Source organism: Cytophagales bacterium (genome assembly GCA_033344775.1).
Classification (GTDB): domain Bacteria; phylum Bacteroidota; class Bacteroidia; order Cytophagales; family Cyclobacteriaceae; genus JAWPMT01.
Window position 1 is genome coordinate 256,211 of sequence record JAWPMT010000005.1, and the last position, 17,282, is coordinate 273,492.

Genomic DNA, 17,282 nt, shown 5'->3' on the forward strand with positions numbered 1-17,282 from the left:
ATTAGTTTTTCCAGGATTTAAGTACGACACAGCAATTCAGGTCACCAAAACCGAAGTTTGACTTGATTGCTATGTTGATTTCTTTGTCTATTTTCTTTGTTGGTAATTTTTCAGCCGAAACTTTTGACAGTATATCGGGATGAACCTCCTCAAGGTTCAACGTAGGGTGAATAAAATTTTCGTGCATTTGCAAAACCGTCCCCACTAATTCAATTGCTCCTGCTCCACCGATGCAATGACCGATCATGGATTTGGTCGCATTGATGTAAGGAAAATCATCTCCTTCCAGTCCTAACGCGTTCGACCAGTTGTTTATTTCCACTACATCGCCTTTGGTAGAGGTCAAGTGTCCGTTGATCAGGTCAATTTCTGAAGGTTTGATCCCCGAATCGGCAATCGCCCCTTTGATACAACGCCGAACACCTTCCGGATTAGCAGCAGTCATTGAGCCTCCGGATCGCTGGCCTCCCGTATTTACAAAAGAGCCAATGACCTCACCGTATATCTTCGCTCCACGTTCCAACGCAGAATCTAATTCTTCTAACATCAAAGCCCCTGCTCCACCACCGGGCACAAATCCCATTGGAGTACTTGACATGGGCCGGGATGCTTTAGTTGGGTCATCGTTATAAGCACTGCACAGGATGCGCATGGCGTCAAAACCACCCCAGATGTAACGACCATCACCTTCGGTTCCACCACACAACATGCGCTTGGCACGTCCCATTCGTATCCATTCGTAACCTTGAGATACGGCTTCTGAACCTGTGATACAGGCCGAAGAATTGGACATCACCCGGTTACCAAACCCAAGGATCTGATTCAAATAAGCACTGGCGCCACTGCTCATACTCTGAGGGATGGCACCCGCTCCTAATATCTTATGATTGCCTTCGTCGATAGGTGAAGTCTTGGACGTAATAAAGCTATCCAGCCCCAACGCCCCTGCTCCAAAAGCAGCCCCTGTATCAAAGTCAGTCTCTTTACTTAAAACCTCCAGTCCTGCATCTTCCCATGCCTCTACTCCGGCAAGACAAGCATACAAAATGGCGTTATTGGTGATCTTCTTAGCTATATAGGCGGGTAACTTTTGCTCCAGGTATTCCATGGTGATCGGTGGCTTTCCACCTACCTGGCACCGAAAATTCAGGTCTGCCAATTCCGGCCAACTTGTAATTCCTGATTTTCCGTTTTTGATAGCGTCACCAAAATCTGGTATACCAATCCCATTGGGGGAGGTCACTCCAAGTCCGGTGATTACAACTCGCTTATATTCCATTAGTTCTTATTCGCCTTTCGTGTGACCATGCCTGATAACGTCCCCTTACACACTTCCTCTCCAGCCTCATTCAACATCACTACCTTGCATTTCAACTTACTGAACCGGAAGTATTCTTTGGTGGAAAATACCTTTACTTTCTCGCCAGGATAAACAGGTTTCAAAAAGTCCATGTTCGACGAAGAAAATACGGGAATCACCTCTCCTTCCGTTTGATTTTGCAGCAAGTAGATCCCTAAACTTACCAGTCCTATCTGGGCTGCGATTTCCGTAAGGATCACACCAGGTGTTACCGGGTTTTCGGGAAAATGTCCTTGATAGAAGAACTCCTCTTCTTTTAGGGTATAACTGCCGATTGCGCCGTTCTCATCCAGCTTCTCCAGATGATCGACAAACAGAAATGGTTTTTGGTATGGTAATTGATCTATGATCTCCTGCATCAGTTAATCCTATATGCTATTTTTATCATTAAAGGATACAACAGATGAGCTGGTCATATAATTCATAGGCTTGATCTTCATTACAAATTATCGGGTGAATTCACGACTAGACGTAAACTCACTTCACAGGAAGGCAAACGGCACTTTTAATACCCCCAAAAAAATTATCACTTTTTGCAAAAAAAATCAGGTAATTGATTTTTTGTTGAAAATCACACCAATGACCAGCCTGTTTTTCTATGAATTTTCGGCTTAGATCAGTGTTTCACCTCCATCAACCACCAATCGGGATCCATTGATCCAATTAGCTTCATCTTGCGTCAACAGGTAAATCGCATTGGCCACATCTTCCGGTTGCGTCAAGCGTTTCTTTGGATGTTGTTGCTGGATGCGTTCTACCATTTCGTTACTCCCCGGAATGAGTTGCATGGATGGAGTAACCGTCACGCCTGCCTCGATTAAATTAGAAGTGATACCCAAATGTGCATACTCGACAGCAATGTATTTGATGATGGCATCCAAAGAAGCTTTAGCTGCTGCTACCGCAGCATACCCTTTCCAAACGCGTTTGTCTCCGGCACTGGTCAAGGCAATGACTCTCGCGGGATTGGCCACCAGGTCTTTGGCTAAAATGGCATTGAGCCAGGGCACAATGCTGAAGGCCATGCTATCTCCGGTAATGGCAAAATCTTCGTCCGTCAGTAACTGTGAAGGATAGGCAATGCCCCCATCTTCTGGTGTGGGAGTCATCAGTTTGAGGTTTCCTTTCGCAATAGAGTGCAACAGTAACCTGATTTTACCATCACCGATTTTAGTGGCAATTTCTTCCAGCACCTGCTCTCGCTTCACTTCCTGCAATGCATCGGTATTGAAGTCCAGCACTTCCACGCCCATCGCACGCATTTCATTATAAGCCTCATCGACTTCCACTTGTCGGGATCTACGTTCACGATAAATAAGAATGAGGTTCATGCCGGCTCCGGCCAGTTTCTTAGCGGTTGCTAATCCCATTCCACTGGACGCTCCTAAAATGAGCCCCCAAAGGTTTTTTTCTGCAAATACACTCATGCAAGCACTTTCTTATAGCACCTCCGTCGTTGGTAAACTTCGGAAGAAAATTCGTTGAACTGAGCAAGCACTTTCTGATTGCCCTCCAACATTTGGTTGGTTATGGTGGTTTTTATGCCTTTATCAATATAGGCCTGGATCAAATCTCTAAAAATGATGGCCGTCACACCGTGCATCTGATATTCCGGTAGTACACCGATCAAATACATGTCGACTTTATCATTTTTCTTCATTGCTTTCAAAATATGAAAAAGCCCAAAAGGAATGACCTGACCTTTCGCCTTCTGAAAAGCTTTGGACAAAGAGGGCATGGTGATAGCAAAACCTACCAATTTGCCTTCTTCATTCACGATCATACTCAGAAAATCAACGACAATAAAGCCAAGGTACTGATCAATGTAGAACTTGATCTGCTTTTCGGTCAATTGATGGAATCCAAATAAATCTGAATAGGATTTATTGAGCACATCAAATAACTCATCGCCGTATTTCTGCGCCTCTTTTTTACTCTTGAACTTCAGGCTTTTGAACTTGAAGCGATTTTCAATCATTTCTGCTCGACGAGCCAGTCTTTTAGGTAACTCATCAGGCACTTCCGTTTCTAACTGTAGCCAATCTACGCTCTTGGCATAGCCCAACTTTTCCAAGTGTTCAGGGTAATACGGATGATTGTAGATGGTAGCGATAGTTCCAGGCTTGTCGAAGCCTTCGACCAACATACCTTCAAAATCCATGTCCGTGAACCCCATCGGCCCATGAATACCATTCAGGCCTTTTTCCTTGGCCCATTGTTCAACCGTGTTCAGTAGCAACTCGGCTACTTTGATATCATCGATGAAATCAATCCATCCAAAACGAGCCAGTTTTTCTTCCTTCGCTTCTCTTTGCAAGATGATGCCTGCAATTCGACCGACAGGTTTATTCCCTTCATAAGCCATCCAGTAAACCGCCTCAGCTCCGTCAAATGCTGGATTTTTCTTGGGATTGAAAACCGTGAGTTCGTCCATCATCAGTGGAGGCACCCAACAGTCATTCTCTTTAAAAATGGTAAAAGGGAATTTGATGAATTTCTTTAGACCCACCTTGCCTTCAATCTTCTTGATACTATACACGAGAAGGCTCGTTTAAAGGAATGTCAACTTCCTTAGCTACCTTATGGATTTTGGAAATGGCCTCGTCGATCTGATCTTTGGTATGCGTCGCCATCAGAGAAAAACGCATCAGGGTGTCTTCCGGTCTTACAGCCGGTGGAATCACTGTATTGACAAAAATGTCTTCCTGGATCAGTCTGGTTGAAATCTGGAATGTCTTATCGTAATCTCTGATATAAATTGGAATGATCGGTGTTTTTGAATCACCGATATCAAATCCTAATTCTACCAGTCTCTTTTGCGCATAGTGCGTATTGTCCCAGAGCTTTTTCAATCGCTCAGGCTCAGTTTGTAATATTTCCAGTGTTTTGATCACCGCTGCAACTGCCGCAGGGGTCATGCTCGCACTGAAAATGAATGATCTTGAAATGTGTTTCAGGTAGTTGATGGTATCCGCATCTCCAGCAATAAACCCTCCTAAAGAAGCAAATGATTTGCTAAAAGTACCGCCGATCAATTCCACTTCATCTTCCAAGCCAAAGTAGGAAGGTGTCCCACGTCCTTCTTCGCCCAACACACCGACTGCATGCGCACAATCAGTCATGACTGTCGCATTGTACTCCTGAGCCAGTCTCACGATATCGGGTAATTCACAAATGTCTCCTTCCATGCTGAAGACACCATCTACCACGATCATTTTGAACGCCTCTTTTCCAATGCTTTTCAGCTTCGTTTCCAATGACTTCATGTCATTGTGCTTGAAGTACACCGTAGACGCCTGAGATAATCGGGCACCTTCAATGATGGACGCGTGATTTTGTGTATCTAAAATGAGGTAATCTCCCCGACCAGCCAATGTAGGCAAAACACCCAGGTTTACCTGAAAACCGGTGCTGTAGGCGATACAAGCATCTTTACGGAGAAATTTGGCCAGTTTTTCTTCTAATTCAACATGTAGATCAAGGGTTCCATTCAGGAACCTGGAGCCACCACAACCGGAACCGTACTTCTCTACTGCTTTGATGCAGGCCTCTTTGACTCTAGGATCATTGTTCAATCCCAGGTAACTATTCGAACCAAACATCAAGACCTTTCTTCCTTTGTAGATCACCTCCGTGCCCTGATGAGATTCCAGCTCTCTGAAGTAAGAATAGAATCCTAAATCCTGAACACGTTGTGGCTCCCTAAACTGTCGGGTCCTTTCCCGTAATGCGCTCATACTAAAATCGATGATAAATTATCACAAAACCAACTCCCCTATGCAGTCTGGCTTCGCATATACACCAAGCCAATTCAGTCCGCAAATATATAATGTGTCAATGCAAATTCCTGTATCAAAAGGAGCAGATTGAGCAGGTCGCCCAAATTGCCTTTTGAAAGCACAAATCCCCATCCGATTAAATATTATTCAGCAAATCAACCAAAAAGTTTCGCATTTCGAACAATATCGCTGGTAACTTTGAAAAATTCTTTGTGAATATTGAATACTTCTCCTTCTGCTGAGGCGGCTACATAACTCCCGGACTCTTTCATTTCGTAAGCATTCACATTGTCCTTGAGGTTATAGGCTAATATATTGATCGCCTGCTGTTTCAGGAATTTGTCCTTGATCAAGAACAGAGATTCTAAACGACGATCAAAACTCCGGACCATGACATCTGCACTTCCAGAATAGACAATGGGCTCTCCATTGTTATGGAAATAAAATATCCGTGAATGCTCGAGATAGTCTCCCACAATGGACCGTACTTCAATGTTTTCACTTAAACCCGCTCGCTGTGGACGCAAACAACAAATGCCTCGAACAATCAATCTTACGGGTACTCCTAGCTGTGATGCCGCATAAAGCGCTTCTATGGTGTCTTTGTCCTGCAAGGAATTGATCTTGATCACAATACCTGCTGGTAAGCTATTGGCAGCATTTTCTCCTTCACTCTGAATGAGTTCTATCAATTTATTGCGCAGGTCCCTGGGAGCGGTAAGCAGGTTTTCATACTTGTCTGGGAATGAGTGGCCCGTGATTACATTAAAGAATTCCTGTACATCATTGGCATATCCATCATCAGTGGTCATAAAGCCGAGATCGGTGTACAGTTTGGAAGTAGATTCATTATAGTTACCACTGGACATATGGACATATCGCTTGACCCTGTCCCGTTCCTTTCTGACGATCAGCAATAACTTGGTGTGTGTTTTCAAAGAACCTACGCCGTAGATCACAAAGCAACCGGCTTTCTGAAGACGCTGTGCTTGCCGCATGTTGTTTTCTTCATCGAAGCGTGCCTTCACCTCAAAAAGGACTGAAACGTGCTTACCATTCTCCGCAGCCTTTAATAACGCTTCAATGACCCTGGAACGTTTTGCTAAACGATAAATAGTCAGCTTAATAGACATCACATTGGCATCCTCCGCCGCCTGATCAAGAAGATCAAGTAGTGGCTCGATGCTATTGTAGGGCTGGTGCAAGAGGATATCACGGTCTTTCAGGATGTTGAATATTTTCTGGTCCTGATAATCCTCCATACTGAGTGGCTTCACCGGAGGTTTCGACTCTTCACGGAAGTTTTGCAGTGCCGGATAATTGACAATTTGCCAAAGTCCGGTGTAATCAATCATCGCAGGAGTTTCGGCTTTGAACAGGTTGACGTCCTCGATCTCAAACCGGTCTTTCAACTTTCTGATCAACCATTTATCGAAGACGGAACTGATCTCCAGACGAACCACCCTGCCTGTCTTTCGTGTTTTAAGTTTCTTAGAAAGTTCTTCGAGGTAATTGGCTTCAATATCTTCGGACTCCTCCAACGTGAAATCCCCATTCCTTGTCATTCGGAACAGTGTACAGGATATGAGTTCGACATTTTTAAACAGCTCTGCGATGTTGTTTTTGACAATTTCTTCAATCGGAACGAATATCACCTGACCTTCACGTTCTATCGGGTAGAATCGACTGACATTCTGCGGTATTTGCACAAAGGACATTTTCTTCTTCTCCTTCTTCCCGGTGCCCAAACCCTTAGAAACCACGCCGAAAGTGAGCACATTGTTCATTAACACCGGGAAGGGATGATAAGAATCATACATCATAGGTGTCAGCATTGGGAACACTTCTTTACGGAAATATTTTCCTACTTGCTTCTGCTCATTCTCTGACAATTCTTCAAAAGCACAAATAGAAAATCCAAGGTCTTTAAATTTCGGCGACAGGTCTTCCGAAAAAAGCCGGTGTTGTTCAGCAGCAAATTCCTGGAGTTCCTGAAACAAGGCATTTTTAAAAGGAATCAAGTGTAAGCCTGAATAATCAATCCTATCAGTTTCAAAATCCACGTAGTTGTATAAACTACCGACCCTGATCATAAAAAACTCATCCGCATTGCTTGCTGTTATCGCCAAAAACTTGAGTCGCTCAACCAGGCTCCGGTCTTGCTTTTTTACCTGATCTAAAACACGATAATTGAATCTCACCCAGCTAAGGTCTCGGCTGATCAAATCACTCCCGGAAATAAGGTCCTGATAGTTTTCCTGCATGGTCCAAAGTTAAAGGAAGGAACCTTGATACCGATACCTTACAGAGAAGGATAGCTGGGTTTTTGTAACCTAATTCATGTTGCGCCGTAGAAGATAGGAAAGAAAAAATTATATTTTTTCCAATAATAATGCAATTTAATTGATTACCTTCGTTTAGAAGTTGTAACAAGCGCCTTTATAATGACGAACACACCGCAAGCCACCACAGGAGTCATTTGGTACAATCCTATACTCAAAGAATACCAGTTTGGTAGTTGGGCCACCTATAGTAATATGACACAAGAAGTATCCGATCCAGATTTCGAAGTTCTATATGAAATGGACGGATTGACCAGCAAGCTGGCATCCAAAATTGTAAAAGAATTAAACCTGGCTAGCACTTATGCCTAAGAGCGGCTAATATTAGAAGTTTCGAGTAATCCTATGAGAAAGTTCCACAACAACTTACTCTCGTAGTTTTAGTGTTGCTTCAAAATAAAGAAACCACTCCAAATGGAGTGGTTTCCTATTTTATCGCTAAATGAATAATGGATTACACCATTTTCATATCTGAAAGCACAGCATTCATTTTACGAACTGCATCTGCACTTGCATTAAATTTCGCTTGCTCATCATCACTCAGGTTGTACTGAACGATTTTTTCCCAACCGTTTTTACCAACTACAACAGGCACACCAATACAGATGTCGCTCTGACCATATTCACCATCGAGGTATACACAGCAAGGGAATAATTTCTTTTGGTCACGTACGATGCTCTCTACCAGATAAGCACCTGCAGCTCCGGGAGCATACCACGCAGATGTACCGATCAATTTGGTCAAAGTAGCGCCGCCTACCATGGTTTCTTTCACAACGTGCTCTTGTTGCTCAGCAGACAAGAAATCAGTTACAGGAGCACTGTTGTAAGTAGCGTGGTTAATCAACGGGATCATGGTCGTATCTCCGTGTCCACCAATCACAACACCTTGCAGGTCATTAGGCGAACAAGAAATGGCTTCACTCAATCTGTATTTGAATCGGCTGCTATCGAGAATCCCACCCATACCGATGATTCTTTCTTTAGGCAATCCGCTGGCTTTAGCAGACAGATAAGTCATGGTATCCATAGGATTACTAATCACGATGATGATCGGATTAGGCGTGTATTTCAGAATGTTGTCCGTTACGGACTTCACGATCCCGGCATTGGTTCCGATAAGTTCTTCACGGGTCATACCCGGTTTCCTTGGCAATCCGGAAGTGATCACGACCACTTCTGAACCTTCAGTAGCCTGGTAATCATTTGTTGAACCGATAACTTTGGTATCGTAACCATTCAAAGTCGCACACTGGTTCATGTCCATGGCCTTGCCTTCCGCAAAACCTTCTTTGATGTCCAGTAAAACAACTTCTTCACATAATGATTTTCTGGCGATATTTTCAGCACAGGTGGCTCCGACTGCTCCTGCTCCTACTACGGTAACTTTCATGGGATTAACGTGATTTTGATTCTTAGATTATTGACCTCACATTCCATACCTGCGAAATCGGCCCCAAAACTACACCGTATTTGGTCCCTGATCAAATGATTTTTGACAGGTGATTTTCAGCACTTTCTGTGTCTTATCCGTCACTTTGAAACGATCATCCAACCGGTGATTGACTACCCAGCAAATCGTCGCATCTGATTCCAGTACAAGAACAGCAGTTTTGTCAATTAGAGGCACTTTTTGATCGACTAAAAAGTCACTAATTTTCTTTTTACCCTTCATGCCCAAAGGCTGAAAAGCATCTCCCTGTTCCCATTGTCGAATGATGAGTGGCAATTGTACTGCATCCGCATCTAGATACACTTCATGAGGCGCCGACCCCTTTTTGAATGACTCTACCGGATGCTCAGTGACTCGCAGCGACCTGTCACCTATTTGGTAAGTACCTTCTGTGACTTCAATTGCGATCGTTGAAGCACCAACGGATTCTACTTTCGGCTTCACCATGAACTGGCCACGATTGATGTTAAGCAGGAACTTTTCAGAATAGAATAGCTTTCCTGATTGATCAGCCGCTTTTGAAATATCCAGGCACTGGGAAAAGCTGAAATCAAATTCCCTTAGTAATTCAGAAAGAATCACCGCATCCACTTCCTGACCCGTCATCCAATCATGGTTGATATAAAATATGCCTTCTGACATAGAGGTGTGCTGTTCTCTGATCGATTGAACCTTGTCCATCAAAACCTGCTCCGTGCCAGAGATTCTAAGTCGTGTATTTTCAAAATGGGCAATCACGGATGGATTGATCGCTTTAAGAACCGGGAGCACCTCATGTCGTATTTTATTTCTGGCATACTTCACCTCGGTATTGGAAGCATCTTCTCGCCATCGGATACCATTAGCCTCAGCAAAAGCAATGATTTGAGATTTTTCTGCAAAGAGTAAAGGTCTCACAAAGATTCCCGATCGGTGATTGATCCCACTAATCCCGCGAATTCCAGTTCCTTTGGTTAGGTTGAATAGTACGGTTTCCAGGTTATCATCTGCATTATGAGCTGTAGCCACATAAGCAAAATGATGCTCATCTTCAAGCTCCATGAACCATCTGTAGCGTAACTCCCTGGCTGCCATTTGAATGGAAATCCCTTGCTCATTCGCGTAATCAACCGTGGCTACTCGCTTTGTAAAAACAGGAACGTGCAGCAGGTTGCATATTTCTGTGACCAATGCTTCGTCCTGATCTGAAGCTTCTCCCCTCAAACCGAAATTCATATGAGCCACGGAAACCTGATATCCTAGTTGGACCAACAAGTGAAGTAAGGTCATCGAATCTACGCCTCCGCTTACGGCAATAAGCAAATGATCATTCGACTTAAAAAGCTTGCGTTGCTGGATAAAAGCTTGAAGTTCCGCCTGCATGTCCTCAAAATTCGTCATAAAATTCAAAGCAATCCTTTTGCATCATTGAACGTTACTAGTTTTGTTACTTCAAAAATTCTTGACTCATACTTATATGACTTTGCGTCGATTGCTTTTTGTTCTTATTCTGATAGCTGCGTTTCTGCCCGCATCGGCTCAACGCAAGGCGAGGAAAATTGACTACAAAGCCAAGACGTTAACTGTCGGAAAAAGAAACGGCGAAAAATTCCAGAAACTCCTAAATGAGGTAATCTTCACACAGGAAGAAACCACTGTATATTGCGATAGCTCCTTCTACTTTAAACGCAGAAATGTGATGGAAGCTTATGGACATGTGAAGATCCTGGATGACTCCACAACCATCACTTCGGTAGAGCTAATCTACGACGGGGATTCGAGAGATTCGGAGTTGAGGAAAAATGTAGTATACACGAAAGGAGTGCAACAACTACTAACTGACTTTCTTGATTACAACCTGGACTCTGAAGTTGCAAAATACTTTAATGGTGGTAAGCTACTCGACAGCACTACAAATACTTTGACCAGTGAAATCGGATATTTCTATGGCCAGCAAAACCTGGCGACATTTTACACGGATGTGGTATTGGTCTCACCCAATTTCACCTTAAAAGCCGATACGCTCCGTTACGATACCAATACAAAAATCGCTTACACCTACGGTCCCACTGAAATAGAAAATGAAGACGGCACCAAGCTCTTTTCCGATGGCGGGGTTTTTCGAACCCAGATCGATCAATCGGATTTCGTCGAAGGCAAATTAGATACAGAAGATTATACCCTGGAGGGGGACCAATTGTATTTTGACGACCTGCTCAGGTATTACAAAAGCATTGGGAATGTGGTGCTTACGGCCAAAAACAACGATATAATCATCATTGGGGATGAAGGCTACTATGACAAGGAAAAAGGTATTAGTAAGGTATTTGGCAACCCGATCCTGAAACGAATTTTAGAAGACGACACCCTTTACATGGCGGCAGATACGCTGGTAGCCATTGAAAGTGAATATGATAGCGCGGAAAGGATTCTGGCATATAATGATATTAAGATCTTTAAGAAAGGCATGCAGGGCCGTGCTGACTCAGCAGCCTACTATAAATCCGATTCGCTGTTCTTCCTTTATCGGAATCCAATTCTTTGGAACGAAAACAATCAGATCAATGCAGACACGATCAGCCTGACAATCAAAGAGGAGAACCTGGACCGAATGAACCTGTACCGAAATTCCTTCATGGTGACGGAGGACACACTGAAGAATTACAACCAGATAAAAGGAAGAGACATGGTGGCGTATTTCGTAGAAGAAGAGATGACGCGTATGACCGTGGACGGTAATGCCGAGGGTATCTATTATGTTCTTACCGAAGGAGATACCAGTACCATGGGTATGAACAAATTCATTTGTAGTACGATGAAGATCGGTTTCAAGGACAACCAGGTATCAACTATATCCATCTTCCAACAACCAGAAGCCAAATTCATCCCGCCCCATGAATTGAAGGCAGGGGATACTCGCCTGAAAGGGTTTTCATGGCGCATAGAGGAACGACCCAGTCTGATTGATATTTTCGGTGAAGTGCCCAGTACAGGAGAAGGGATTACACCCATCAAAGACATGACCATCGATCCCGAAAAAATGGTTCCCGAACGGAAAATTCGGGGCGAAAAATTCATCCCTGGAAAGCGTAAGATGATAAAAAACGTTAAAAATGAGGAATCTGAGGACGGATAAGCCTCGGTTTTCTGTTCTCTCTTGGACTTTGTAATTTTGCGCTCGATTTTTACCCTTGATATGACGAAGAGGATATTGCAGTTAGGTTTGGTGTGCCTGTTGATGGTGAGTGTTTCATCATGTTCCAAGTTCAGAAAGTTACTCCGAAAAGGACAATGGAAAGATAAATATGAAGCTGCCATTCGGTACTACGAAGTGAAGGATTACTTCCGTGCCGGACTGTTGCTAGAAGACATTCTGCCCATCATTCGGGGAACAGAGGAAGCGGAGTTGGGAAACTTCTACTATGCCTACTGCCAGTTTCACCAACGACAATACATTTTAAGTGCGCATCACTTCAAGACTTTCTCAACCATCTATGGTCGAAGTGAGTACCTGATGGAAGCCACATTCATGCACGCTTATTCGCTTTATAAGCAGAGCCCAAAACACAGTCTGGATCAAACCAGCACTTTTGAAGCCGTTACCGCGCTTCAGAACTTTATCAATACGTATCCCTATTCGGAATACGCCGAACAAGCGGACAACCTGATTGATGAACTACAGGTGAAACTGGAGAAAAAGGCATACGACAATGCCATTCTTTATTATAAGATCAAAGGTGTGAAAGGCTATCGACCTGCACTGGTCACCTTCGAAAACTTCCAGAGAAACTTTCCGGATAGCAAATTCAATGAAGAAATTGCTTTCCTCATGGTTGAAACTAATTACAACTATGCACGTAACAGCATCTACTCCAAACAGGAAGAGCGCTTCAAGGAGACGGTTGAAAAGTATGAAGCCATGCTCAGACGCTATCCTGAAAGTAAGTACCTGAAAGATGCAGGTGAATATTATCAGGAAAGTTTGGAGGAATTATCTAAATTTGCGGCTCAAAAAAATAAATCGTAATGGCAACGGATCCATCTATCATTACTCGAAATAACGACCACATTGCTCAGCCAACGGGCAATATCTATGAGTCTATTTCCATTATTGGAAAAAGAGCTCGTCAGATCAGCACGAAAAACAAGGAAGAGTTGAATGGTAAATTGGCTGAATTTGCCTCTTCTGTAGACAATTTGGAAGAGATCTTCGAAAACAGAGAGCAGATTGAAATTTCCAGGTTTTACGAGCGCATGCCTAAGCCTAGCTCAATGGCCATCGACGAGTTTCTTGAAGACGAAGTGATGTTCCGTATGCCTGAGTTAGGTGAAGGGGAGGAATAATTCCACCTTTCATGCTTAACGGAAAAAAAATCTTACTGGCGGTAAGTGGGTCCATTGCAGCCTACAAATCCGCCTTTTTTGTTCGTTTACTGATCAAAAGTGGTGCTGAAGTTCGCGTCGTAATGACCGAAAGCGCAACCGACTTCATCACGCCACTTACCCTGGCCACTTTATCGAAGCACAAGGTTTACCGGGATTTTTTCAACAAAGAAACTGGTGAATGGGACAGCCATGTTGAACTGGGACTGTGGGCAGATGTCATGGTCGTAGCACCTGCCAGTGCCAATACCCTGAGTAAAATGGCGAATGGCAATTGCGACAACTTACTCATTGCCACCTACCTGTCAGCCAGATGTCCGGTATTTTTTGCTCCGGCCATGGACCTTGACATGCACCTCCACCCTTCCACGCAAGCCAATATCCGGAAATTAGAAAGCTACGGCAATCACCAATTTGCTGCGGAAGATGGTGAATTGGCCAGCGGACTTTCCGGTGTGGGGAGAATGGCTGAACCCAAACACATGATTGAGCAATTGGAAAAATTTTTCCAGGCTACAGAGAAATTAACGGGCAAAAAAGTACTGATCACTTCGGGGCCTACACATGAGCAAATCGATGCGGTAAGGTTCATTGGCAATAATTCATCCGGGAAAATGGGCTATGAACTGGCGATGAATTGTTTGGTCCAGGGTGCCCAGGTAACTTTCATTACTGGCCCCACTCAGCACATTCCTACAGGAGAAAACCTTCAAGTAATCAAGATCAATTCCGCCCAGGAAATGTATGAAGCTACTGATTCGAATTTCGGTTCGGCTGATGTAGCCATTTTCGCTGCCGCAGTTTCTGATTATCGTCCCAAATCAGCGGTGGACCATAAAATGAAGAAAACCGGCAATGGCATGTCCATTGAACTGGTGGAAAACAAAGACATTGCAGCGGAGATGGGTGAACGAAAAACCAGCGGACAAATCACCGTAGGTTTTGCCCTGGAAACCAACGAAGAAGGCACCAACGCGCAGAAAAAGCTGGAGCAAAAGAACTTTGATTTCATTGCGCTGAACTCCTTAAATGACGAAGGAGCAGGATTTTCTCACGCGACTAATAAAGTAACAATCTACTCTCGGGATAATAATCCTAAAGCTTTTGAGTTAAAAACTAAAAAAGAAGTAGCTTCGGATATTGTCAATGAGATTGTTGAAAAGCTCAATGCTTAGGTATCACCTCCTAATTTTACTAATTGTTCCGCTGATCGTTTCTGCTCAGGAATTGAATTGTCGGGTAGTCGTGAACGCTGATCAGGTGCAAACCACCGAACGATCCATTTTTCAGGAAATGGAAGTGGTATTCGCTGAATTCATGAATAACCGGCGATGGACAGAGGATCAATATGAGCAAGAGGAGCGCATCAATTGCAACCTGATCCTGACCATTTCGCAACAGCCAAGCATTGGTCGATTTGAGGCTTCGGTACAAGTACTTTCATCGCGTCCGGTATTCAACACAGATTATGAATCTGTCCTCATGAACTTCGCTGATCGGGACTGGACGTTTGAATATGTAGCCTCACAACCCATTCAATTCAGTGAAAACACGTTCTTAGATAACATCAGCTCCCTCCTCGCCTACTATGCCTACATGATCATTGGTTTTGATTATGATTCCTTTTCAGAATTGGGCGGAGAAGATTATTTCCAAAAAGCATGGCAGGTTGTGATCAATGCTCAGCAATCCGGATATCCGGGTTGGGAACAATTCAACAGCATTCGTAATCGCTATTGGCTCGCCGAGAACTTGCTAAGTAATGAAATGGAACCAATTCGTCGGGCACAATATCAATATCATCGGCAGGGCATGGACAACCTTAGCGAAGCACCGGACGATGCGCACAAATCCATTTTGGAAAGCCTTGGACAAATCCAAAAAGCCAACAATGCCCGCCCAAGGTCTATTTTGACCATTTCCTTCCTGGATGCCAAAGCAGATGAATTGGCGCAGATATTTTCTACAGGAAACCCCAGCGAACGACGCGAGGCTTACAACATCCTGACCAATATCGATCCTACAAAATCGGAGGTTTTCGAGGCAATGATCAAATAGCATGTCGAAAGTACAGATCAAAGTAGCCTTCAAAGATCTCAAGCATTACCTCGAATCCAGGAAGTCGATAGATGTAGTCCTTAAGTCTGGCGAAGTGCTCCATGTCACCTTGAAAAAACTGGAAAAAGATAAACTTACCACAAGGAATGGGTTAGGACACAAGCGCGTTTTACTTTTGCAGGACATTCAAGAAATGTGGTCTGACAAAAAGGCGCCCGTTCATCAATGATCCAATCGCTTTCTATTCGAAATTATGCCCTGATCGAAGCTCTAGAGCTGCGACCTGAATCTTCTCTGAATATCATTACCGGAGAAACTGGTGCGGGGAAATCCATTCTTCTAGGTGCCATTGGCTTATTATTAGGTAAGCGTGCCGACGTGAAGGTGCTTTATGATGCCTCTCAGAAATGTGTCGTGGAAGGCATTTTTGAGGTAGAGCAATTAGGCTTACAATCTTTATTCGAAACAGCAGACCTGGATTATGAAGCAGAATGTGTCATTCGTAGAGAGATCAGCCCAACCGGCAAGTCCCGGGCTTTTGTCAATGACACCCCAGTTACCCTGGACGTTCTTAAAGAGCTGGGAATCAAACTAGTAGATGTCCATTCCCAACATGAATCGCTGGCCCTGGGTAATAGCCAATTTCAGTTGCAAACGCTGGATAAGATTGCTCAGCATGATGAGCTGTTGAATACTTACCAGGAGCAGTTTAAGTCTTATGCTAATCTCCAAAAGGAACTGGAGCAGCTCAGGCGCCAGTCACTGGAAGCCTCCAAAGACCTGGATTATCAAAAATTCATCTTGCAGGAGCTTAATGAAGCCAAACTCGAAGTTGATGAGCAAGCGGAATTAGAAAAAGAACTGCATTTGTTAGAGCATGCGGAAGAAATCAAAGAGAAGCTCACAGGATCTGTGCATTTACTGGACGAAAGTGATGCTTCCATCTTGAATAAGCTGCGGGAAGTCAGCCAATTGATTGGAAAAATCGCTGATCTAAAAGACAACCTCCAATCCATGCCCGAGCGCCTGGAAAGCTGTAGCATCGAGCTGAAAGACATTGTGGACGAATTGGCCACCACCAATGAGCAAATCAATTTTGATCCCGAACGGGCTTTGTTCGTCAAGGAACGACTCGACCTGATCTTCCGACTGCAACAAAAGCATGGAGTAACTGAAATTGACGGCTTACTTGAATTGCAAGAAAAACTCAGTACAGAACTTGAAGGATTTGAAAACTCCGACGAACGCATCAAGCAATTAACGGAGCAGGTCGCTAAGGCAAAAGAGCTTGTGTTGAAGAAAGGCAAAAAGTTGACCGCTTCTCGACAAAAAACGGCAAATGCTTTAGCCAAACAGATCGTAAAGATCATTCAGACCATCGGAATTGAAAATGGAGAACTGAAGATTAGTCTCAGTGAACAAGATCCATCAGTTGATGGTCTGGATGCGATTGAGTTTCTTTTTTCTGCCAATAAAGGGATCGACCCCAAGCCGTTGAAGAGCGTGGCTTCAGGTGGAGAATTCTCTAGATTGATTTTTGCTATCAAGTCTGTTCTGGCTCAAAAAACAGCGATGCCTACCGTCATTTTTGATGAGATTGATACAGGTGTGTCGGGAGAAGTGGCCATTCAAATGGTGAAAATGATGCGTGCCATGGCGGATCGACATCAAATTATTTCAATCAGCCATTTACCACAATTCGCAGCCGCTGCCAGGCAACATTACTTCGTCTACAAAGACCATGAAGCCGCTCGATCGATCAGTCGGATCAAAGTGCTCGACAATGAAGAGCGGATCAGCAACATCGCGAAAATGATTGGCGGCAACAATCCAAGTACCATGGCACAGGAAAGTGCCCGGGAATTGGTCGAAGAGTTGGGCAGCTTTCCGGAATAAGCCATAAATTGAAGAAGTCTTCAAAAGGCTTT

The 17,282-nt window shown here is 43.8% G+C and carries 16 protein-coding genes; 8 read left to right on the forward strand and 8 right to left on the reverse strand.

Annotated features, from left to right (window positions below):
• Position 1 precedes the first annotated feature (1 nt).
• The 6 genes from R8G66_19005 to ppk1 all read right to left on the reverse strand — a co-directional run bounded on the left by R8G66_19005 (position 2) and on the right by ppk1 (position 7,403).
• Positions 2-1,279, reverse strand: coding sequence for a beta-ketoacyl-[acyl-carrier-protein] synthase family protein (locus tag R8G66_19005; GenBank protein ID MDW3194474.1), 1,278 nt, complete (start codon positions 1,277-1,279; stop codon positions 2-4).
• Positions 1,279-1,719, reverse strand: coding sequence for a 3-hydroxyacyl-ACP dehydratase FabZ family protein (locus tag R8G66_19010; GenBank protein ID MDW3194475.1), 441 nt, complete (start codon positions 1,717-1,719; stop codon positions 1,279-1,281). Before R8G66_19010 ends, R8G66_19005 begins: the two co-directional genes overlap by 1 nt.
• A 252-nt stretch (positions 1,720-1,971) precedes the next feature.
• Positions 1,972-2,787 carry an SDR family oxidoreductase gene (locus tag R8G66_19015; GenBank protein ID MDW3194476.1) on the reverse strand — a complete coding sequence of 272 codons (816 nt, stop codon included), beginning with the start codon at positions 2,785-2,787 and terminating at the stop codon, positions 1,972-1,974.
• Positions 2,784-3,899, reverse strand: a complete 1,116-nt coding sequence (locus R8G66_19020; protein ID MDW3194477.1) for a hypothetical protein — start codon at positions 3,897-3,899, stop codon at positions 2,784-2,786. Before R8G66_19020 ends, R8G66_19015 begins: the two co-directional genes overlap by 4 nt.
• Positions 3,892-5,097, reverse strand: a complete 1,206-nt coding sequence (locus R8G66_19025) for an aminotransferase class I/II-fold pyridoxal phosphate-dependent enzyme (GenBank protein ID MDW3194478.1) — start codon at positions 5,095-5,097, stop codon at positions 3,892-3,894. Before R8G66_19025 ends, R8G66_19020 begins: the two co-directional genes overlap by 8 nt.
• A gap of 197 nt (positions 5,098-5,294) precedes the next feature.
• The gene (ppk1, locus tag R8G66_19030; GenBank protein ID MDW3194479.1) at positions 5,295-7,403 is read right to left on the reverse strand and encodes a polyphosphate kinase 1; all 2,109 of its coding nucleotides are present in this window, start codon (positions 7,401-7,403) and stop codon (positions 5,295-5,297) included.
• 180 nt (positions 7,404-7,583) lie between these two features.
• Here ppk1 and R8G66_19035 point away from each other — a divergent pair, with 180 nt between their 5' ends.
• Positions 7,584-7,793 (forward strand): hypothetical protein, encoded by a 210-nt coding sequence (locus R8G66_19035; GenBank protein ID MDW3194480.1) that lies wholly within the window; start codon positions 7,584-7,586, stop codon positions 7,791-7,793.
• 142 nt (positions 7,794-7,935) lie between these two features.
• Here the strand turns inward: R8G66_19035 and mdh are convergent, their stop codons facing one another.
• Positions 7,936-8,874 (reverse strand): malate dehydrogenase, encoded by a 939-nt coding sequence (mdh, locus tag R8G66_19040; protein ID MDW3194481.1) that lies wholly within the window; start codon positions 8,872-8,874, stop codon positions 7,936-7,938.
• 69 nt (positions 8,875-8,943) lie between these two features.
• Positions 8,944-10,314, reverse strand: a complete 1,371-nt coding sequence (tilS, locus tag R8G66_19045) for a tRNA lysidine(34) synthetase TilS (GenBank protein MDW3194482.1) — start codon at positions 10,312-10,314, stop codon at positions 8,944-8,946.
• 76 nt (positions 10,315-10,390) lie between these two features.
• Here tilS and R8G66_19050 point away from each other — a divergent pair, with 76 nt between their 5' ends.
• From R8G66_19050 to recN, 7 genes are read left to right on the forward strand one after another with little or no spacing between them, the layout of a single operon-like run.
• On the forward strand, positions 10,391-12,049 hold the full coding sequence (locus tag R8G66_19050) for an OstA-like protein (GenBank protein MDW3194483.1): 1,659 nt from the start codon (positions 10,391-10,393) through the stop codon (positions 12,047-12,049).
• A gap of 60 nt (positions 12,050-12,109) precedes the next feature.
• On the forward strand, positions 12,110-12,940 hold the full coding sequence (gene bamD, locus R8G66_19055) for an outer membrane protein assembly factor BamD (protein ID MDW3194484.1): 831 nt from the start codon (positions 12,110-12,112) through the stop codon (positions 12,938-12,940).
• Entirely contained in the window at positions 12,940-13,257 is a 318-nt protein-coding gene (locus tag R8G66_19060) for a DNA-directed RNA polymerase subunit omega (GenBank protein MDW3194485.1), read from the forward strand. Before bamD ends, R8G66_19060 begins: the two co-directional genes overlap by 1 nt.
• A gap of 11 nt (positions 13,258-13,268) precedes the next feature.
• Complete coding sequence (coaBC, locus tag R8G66_19065) at positions 13,269-14,471, forward strand: bifunctional phosphopantothenoylcysteine decarboxylase/phosphopantothenate--cysteine ligase CoaBC (protein ID MDW3194486.1); 1,203 nt, start codon at positions 13,269-13,271, stop codon at positions 14,469-14,471.
• On the forward strand, positions 14,464-15,354 hold the full coding sequence (locus R8G66_19070; protein ID MDW3194487.1) for a DUF4835 family protein: 891 nt from the start codon (positions 14,464-14,466) through the stop codon (positions 15,352-15,354). The genes coaBC and R8G66_19070 overlap by 8 nt, the downstream gene beginning before the upstream one ends.
• Position 15,355: 1 nt before the next feature.
• Positions 15,356-15,583, forward strand: coding sequence for a hypothetical protein (locus R8G66_19075; GenBank protein MDW3194488.1), 228 nt, complete (start codon positions 15,356-15,358; stop codon positions 15,581-15,583).
• Positions 15,580-17,250 carry a DNA repair protein RecN gene (recN, locus tag R8G66_19080; protein MDW3194489.1) on the forward strand — a complete coding sequence of 557 codons (1,671 nt, stop codon included), beginning with the start codon at positions 15,580-15,582 and terminating at the stop codon, positions 17,248-17,250. The genes R8G66_19075 and recN overlap by 4 nt, the downstream gene beginning before the upstream one ends.
• Positions 17,251-17,282: the final 32 nt, after the last annotated feature.